This window comes from Hyphomonas sp., assembly GCF_041689225.1.
GTDB lineage: Bacteria > Pseudomonadota > Alphaproteobacteria > Caulobacterales > Hyphomonadaceae > Hyphomonas.
Window position 1 is genome coordinate 1 of record NZ_JBDNGN010000023.1, and the last position, 5,949, is coordinate 5,949.

7 protein-coding genes are annotated in these 5,949 nt (G+C 57.4%); all 7 read left to right on the forward strand.

Going from position 1 to position 5,949, the window contains the following annotated elements; translation table 11 throughout:
• A partial coding sequence (locus tag ACESNB_RS02130) for a hypothetical protein (RefSeq protein WP_373003108.1) occupies positions 1-1,288 on the forward strand: 1,288 nt, incomplete at its 5' end.
• A 64-nt stretch (positions 1,289-1,352) separates the two neighbouring features.
• A complete protein-coding gene (locus ACESNB_RS02135; protein ID WP_373003111.1) occupies positions 1,353-2,036 on the forward strand; it encodes a hypothetical protein in 684 nt (227 codons plus the stop codon).
• Between the two features lie 11 nt (positions 2,037-2,047).
• Positions 2,048-2,455, forward strand: a complete 408-nt coding sequence (locus ACESNB_RS02140; RefSeq protein WP_373003114.1) for a hypothetical protein — start codon at positions 2,048-2,050, stop codon at positions 2,453-2,455.
• Positions 2,456-2,476: 21 nt separating this feature from the next.
• On the forward strand, positions 2,477-3,805 hold the full coding sequence (locus tag ACESNB_RS02145; RefSeq protein ID WP_373003117.1) for a hypothetical protein: 1,329 nt from the start codon (positions 2,477-2,479) through the stop codon (positions 3,803-3,805).
• Positions 3,765-4,910, forward strand: a complete 1,146-nt coding sequence (locus ACESNB_RS02150; RefSeq protein WP_373003120.1) for a glycoside hydrolase family protein — start codon at positions 3,765-3,767, stop codon at positions 4,908-4,910. Before ACESNB_RS02145 ends, ACESNB_RS02150 begins: the two co-directional genes overlap by 41 nt.
• A gap of 2 nt (positions 4,911-4,912) precedes the next feature.
• Positions 4,913-5,221, forward strand: coding sequence for a hypothetical protein (locus tag ACESNB_RS02155; protein WP_373003123.1), 309 nt, complete (start codon positions 4,913-4,915; stop codon positions 5,219-5,221).
• A 282-nt stretch (positions 5,222-5,503) separates the two neighbouring features.
• Positions 5,504-5,809: a hypothetical protein gene (locus ACESNB_RS02160; RefSeq protein WP_373003126.1), complete on the forward strand. Its 306-nt coding sequence runs from the start codon at positions 5,504-5,506 to the stop codon at positions 5,807-5,809.
• Positions 5,810-5,949: the final 140 nt, after the last annotated feature.

Here is a 5,949-nt window from a genome sequence, read left to right on the forward strand (position 1 = left end):
CGACATGATGTCAGAAAACGAGGGCGCTTCGCTTGTTGTTGCACGCGCATCTGGCGACAAGGGAACCATCAGCGCGGTAACCAAGCAGGCGCAGGAGCGGGCGACAACCTCAGCAAAAGAGATGTTGCAGTCAGGATCTGCGCCCCAAGCTGTGTGGGACAAAACTGGCGTTGTCCCTATTACCTATGAAGGCAAAACGCTTCTGGTGCACTCCAAGGACGGACCCGATCAGGTTTACCGCGAGTTCTACCAGAACATTGACAAGCCCCTTCTGAAGCGCCCGGACTGGATGCGCGGTTTCAGGAGCAAGGCCGACACTGATGCCGCTGCCAAGTATCGCGCCGAGATGGACGCCATCAATCCACCGCTGGAATTGAGCAAGGACGCCATCGTCAAGCCGGGCCGTCCGGTTCGCGAAGTTAATGGAAGGTGGGTCAAAGGCCCTGATGGGGGGGTGCGGTTTGAGAAGGCCAAAGGCAAGGGCGGAGTAGGCAACGCCGCTGACACGCTGTTAGGCCTCTCCGCGCCTGCTGCGGCTATGGGGCTGACAAAGACGCTGGCAGACCGTGAGAACGCGCCACAGGGCATCACTGAGAAGCAAGTCGGCAATGCCCTCGCTAAAGCGTCTGACTACACCAACACCAAAGCAGAGCAGGCAGGCAACGCTCTAGCCCAGCGGCTGCGCACGGCAGAACTACCCAAGCGCCCGATTGACCTGCTCAAAGAGTCGGAAATGAAGCGCAACCGCAAGGGCCAGTTCGTCCGCGATATGGAGACCAAGCGCAAGAATGACGAGCTATGGCGCAGGCACGGATATACGGGCTATCAGGGCCGCAAAATGACGCCAGAGGAAGCCCGCGCCGCTAAAGGCCCGGTTCGCGTTGATGAGGCCCCGCCAAGCCTGAAACCTGTTCCTGCTGGCATCTTGACTCCGCCAAGCACGCTCCGCCCATTCAGCCCCGGAGAGCGAAGGGAAAACGCGGATGGGACGTATTCGACAGAAATCACGACTACATGGCAGGAGCCTGATGGGTCATGGGTCAATGTGCCATCGCTCTGGATGGGGCCGAATGGAAAACCAAAGCAGTTTGACGAAAGCGACGAAGAGGGCATTCTTGGCGCAATGCGCGAGCACGAGCGCAAGAACGGCAAATCATTCCAGCGGTTCAAATCACTTGAAGATGCAGAAACATCTGCCCGATCAAGGTCCAAGCAGGGCGGGGCGGGCGCGGGAGCGAGAGTCAATCCAAAGCCTGTGCCCAATGCACTGGCAGGCCCGCCGCTATGACGCGTAACAGCCAAGGCCAGTTTGTCCGGCCCATGACGAACCGGGAACGTCAGGAAGCTGCACGATGAACACCCCATCCCTGTTTCGCTACCAGGCCATCGGCCACAAAGGCCCCGTCTCCGCCAATATCGCGTTTCGGCAGGGCAGGGCACCGGCTGTGATCTACTACGACCCTGATCTACGCACCCCAGCCCGCAACCCTGCGCCAACCGATAGCATGGGCAGGGTGAACCTCTACATGAACGCAGGCGAGTCCTATGAGGTCACGGTTCGGTTTCCAGATGGCACGACTGACCAGTTTATGCACACGGCGATTCCTATTGGCGCAACAGAGATTATCCGTGAACCCGCACCGGACGCTATCACGGTCGAAAGAGTCGTTCATCAGGACAGCCCCGAGACATTGGCCGAACTGGAGCGCTTGCGCGGTATCGAGAAAGAACACGCGCGGGCTGCGCTCATGGCAGGGCTGGCAAAGCTCGAAGACGCCAAGGAGCGAATGGACGCCAGAGCACCTGACGCGGCTGTGGTCGAAACGCTGGTAGAGCACGGGCTTTCCATCTCTGACACGTATGAGCGGGTGAGTGATATCCTGGTGCCCAAATATGCGCACGCCAAAAATGCGGCCGAGTATGCGCGCCAGAACGGCTCATACGAGGGCAAGGGCGTCATCTATTGGGAGGAGAAAGCCGAGCGCTACGGCGGGTCTCTGAAGTGGAACCGTGGGCGGATGGCTGAGACCGTATAAGGGGCTGGGGCATGGATGATTTACCAACGCGGGTAACGCTGGTCGAGCGCACAATGATTTCTCGCGAGGCTCTTGTGGACCGTGAAGAAAAACTGCTTTCGCGATTTGAAGAACTCCTGAAGCGGGATCGGCAGCAGGCATCCGAAGAGCGCCGTCATGAGTTCAAAATGTACGGCCATGAGACCGGCGAACAGCTTCGAACATGGTCTGCAAAAATTCACATGGAACGCGACGAAATCCTTGAAAAGCGCGACGCAGCAGATCGCGCCAAGGAAGACGCCGCAAAAGACAAGTCATCAACACAATCACCCCTGCGCACATGGCTATCCGCAAATTGGATATGGGTCGCCTGCGTCGGCATCCTGGTTGTGGTGCTGAGACCTGATCTGGCCACCGCCGTTGTCCGGCTGGTGATGTAGCTCAAAAAGCTGGGAAATCACATGGATAAGCATAATGTCGCCAACGGTTTCCGCTGGGCTCGCGACGAGGCGGGCGCATTCCTGTCCACGTTCTGGATGATCCTAGCACTGTATGGGCTGGGCATGTGGCTAGTCTGGTCGTTTTTCCAGATCGATGCGCAGTTTAGTCGCCCGCTGGCAGGCGATATTATCCCACCTGAAGTGACGCAACATCTAGCATGGGCCGTGCGCGGGTTCTCTATAATCGTGGGCATGGCCATAATCTGGTGTCACCGCCACGAGATGCCCAAATTCCGCAACCTGCTGGCCGTTCTGGGTGCCATCGCAGCAGTGCTATTGTTCCTGCATGCCTACGGCGTCGCGGCGAAAATAATGAAGGGCCAGTACGCTAATGCGGACGTTATCACTGAGGTTCTGGACGTTAACACGTTCGGCGTCTCTGAGCAGATCACGACCCTACAGGGCGCCAAGGCCGAATGGCGGGCAGACACGGCCCGTGTGGTTGAGTCGAACCAGGCGGCCATCGAGAACATAACCAGCGATGGCATCAATAACGATGATCAGGCTGACGCGTTCCGGGCTGCCAACACTGCCGCACAATCACGCCTGAGCGCAAAAATCGATGAGGCCGACGCCAAAATTGAGGCATTGCAGGCCGCTTCGCTGGTGACAAAGCAGACCGCGATGACAGACGCCAAGATGGTCGATGCGTTCAACCCGCTGTTCGTGCTCATGGCCCGCGTCAGCTCGTGGACGTGGAACCCTGATATTGAGCCGCCTCTGACTGACCAGTTTGTGAGTGGTATACTGTTTTTCACGCTGTTTTTCGGCTTCGGTGAAATGCTGATGATGACGCTCTTCACGGTCGCATTTGCCATGCTTTTGGTAGCGCGTGAGGAGGCCCTGGAACGCAGGTCACGGGCTAAATATTCCGGCGCTGTGCCTGACGGAATGGTCGATATCCGTATGACTGAGGCCGAATGGCAGGCGTATGAGGATGCCCTAGCTTCCAATAGTCCGCCGCCGCCTTCAGACGACTCTCTGCTACTGTTGGGACAAGAAGGATACTGGATCGAGCGTATCGCCAAAGCGCTCAAAACGCGAATGCGCAGCCCGACCTCTGAGGGCATGTTTAACACCTATTTTTCGGGCATAGGCAGCGTCCACGAATTGCGGGCGCATCTATCCCTGATGTTGAAGCGCGGCGCTCTATCGCAGGATCATTTTGATTTCATCACGCGGGAAGGAAAATACTTGGCGCCCGAGCATGTGACTAACGGCGAAGACCACTCAGAAGGGGGCAAGGACGATGTTGACGACAGCAGCGCTAATCAACTTCCTGCAATCTGACTCTGTAGAGTCATTTCGGGAAAAAGCTTATGACGACAAGCAGCCTCACCTGGATCTTAACCCCGGTGACGAGCACCTTGTCAAAGGCCGGGTTACGTACGGATCAGGTTTTACGCGCAGGCCCGACGAAACCCCCGTGCAACTGGGCAACACCATAACGCGCCAGGAAAATTTTGACCGACTGCATCGATACATCCGCGAAGAGGTCGAGCCTGTCATTGAGAACCTGATCCACATTCCATTGTGGCCCAGCGCCTATAACGCGATCGGTTCCGTTATTTTCAATTTTGGGGCTGAGGAGGTCTCGAAATGGCGTTTATGGGGGCGAATAAACTCAGGGGACACGCCTGAAAACATCGCCCTAGAGTGGATGGATGGAACCACAACTTCTGACGGTGAGCCCATGCTTGGCTTGCATCGTCGACGCATCATGGAAGTCCTGATGTTTTTTGGCATGGACCCGGCGCCTGGCGCAAACGTCACATGGACCAACAAGGTCATGGATGTGCTGATTCGCTTGGGATGGGACGGCAAGATGCCGAAACCTGCCGTGGTTATCGAGCCGCCCAAACCCGAACCCGTGTTGAGTGCCCCAACCCTTAAACCGGAGCCTGAACCAATGCCTCGCACCATCACGTTACCAGACGAATGGGACAAGATGCCAGCCGCCCAACAAACCGCATGGCTCAACACTGGCGAGTTTATCGCGCTGGGTGGCAAGGTGGGCGAGCCGATCAAGGCCGCTCCGCTGCCGGATGCTGCGAAAGCGCCCCTGACGGTAACGAAAAAGGTGATCGAGACGCCTAAGCTTGTGGATGCATCTAGGCCTAAGCCGATGGAAACCAGCCAGACGTTCAAGGGCCTGTCCAAGCAAGATAGCGGCCGTGAAACTGCGCTCATCGGTGGTGGTCTGGCGACGGTAACAATGGCCGCGCCTGCGGCCAAGGAGCTGACCGGCTTTTTCAAAGCATATGACATGCAGACCATCCTGATCGCTGGCGGTACATTCGCTGGCATCCTGCTCATCATTGGCGGGTGGCGCTGGTGGGCCGGGCGCATGATTGCTTACGAGGGTAGGCAAAAAGCAGAGCAGCCGAAAGTGTAACCATGCCCCTAGGATACCCGTTTTATCTTTGGCTGAAGAACAACCCAGCCGCGCAATGGGCGCTAGGCATCGGCGCGGCCATCATGGGCTTTTTTCTTTGGCTCGCCCTGCACGATAGGCGCGTCCGAAAAGGCGCCAACGCCAAGGCCGTCAAGAAGGCCGAGAAAACCGCAACCAAGGAACTGGCAAAGCTAGAGGAGCAAGCCGATGAACGTATTGAGAAATCCCGCGAAATTGCTGACGCTGTTGATGACAACGTGTATTCTGACGGCGTGTCAGACGACACCGGACGCTTCCTATTCAGTGACTAAGGAAGCCATGGAAAGCGCCGTTCGGATCGAGCATAAAACTCTCTGCGAAATTACGCGGCCCGTGGAACTCAGCCGAGCCGCCTTTGATGGAAGTCCTCTTGAGGCGCGGTTGAAAATGCGCAAGGATGCGGAAAAGTGGGCTGCCGAATGCGCTGGTAGTGTCTGATGGCCGTTCAGGTAACCAGACCCGCCCCTAAGCGCCGGGCATCCCCGCCCCGTCAGCCAAAAATCAGAAAGCAGGGGTTCCGGCCATTCCGGGATCGGGCATTCGCTCGGATCGCATTGATTCGGGGTGAGACGTTTACCCAGCAATACTACGCCTGCCTCGTGCTCGCCCTGTTCATTGGTCTCTCAGCCATCCTCGCCATTCGCGCCGTCTATGAGGTGGATATGGCTGTCGGGCAGTACAGGACGGGCGGCGATATATTGACATTCTGCATTGCCGGTCCGCCACACCTGGAACTCACGGGACGCTGCAATTCCGTGAACTGTCTAGAGGCCAAGGCATCCTTGATCTACGATGCGCGCGGATTGCAGGACATATACGACAATAACTGCACTGTGCCTGCGGAAGCCCCGCGCAGCTAGCCCTGATCTCGCCACGATTTTACACTATGTAGAGTTTGCGAAGCGTCCAGCTGCCCAGCCCCGGACGCCTAGCATGGCCCGTCAGCATTTCGCCCTTGGTGGAGAGCTGGCGGGCTTTTTTGTTTATGCCCAAGACACGC

Excerpts from the sequence above, each read along its gene's own strand:
- ACESNB_RS02145 (WP_373003117.1), top strand. The coding sequence starts at position 2,477 with ATGGATAAGCATAATGTCGCCAACGGTTTCCGCTGGGCTCGCGACGAG.
- ACESNB_RS02150 (WP_373003120.1), top strand. The coding sequence starts at position 3,765 with ATGTTGACGACAGCAGCGCTAATCAACTTCCTGCAATCTGACTCTGTA.
- ACESNB_RS02155 (WP_373003123.1), top strand. The coding sequence starts at position 4,913 with ATGCCCCTAGGATACCCGTTTTATCTTTGGCTGAAGAACAACCCAGCC.
- ACESNB_RS02140 (WP_373003114.1), top strand. The coding sequence starts at position 2,048 with ATGGATGATTTACCAACGCGGGTAACGCTGGTCGAGCGCACAATGATT.
- ACESNB_RS02135 (WP_373003111.1), top strand. The coding sequence starts at position 1,353 with ATGAACACCCCATCCCTGTTTCGCTACCAGGCCATCGGCCACAAAGGC.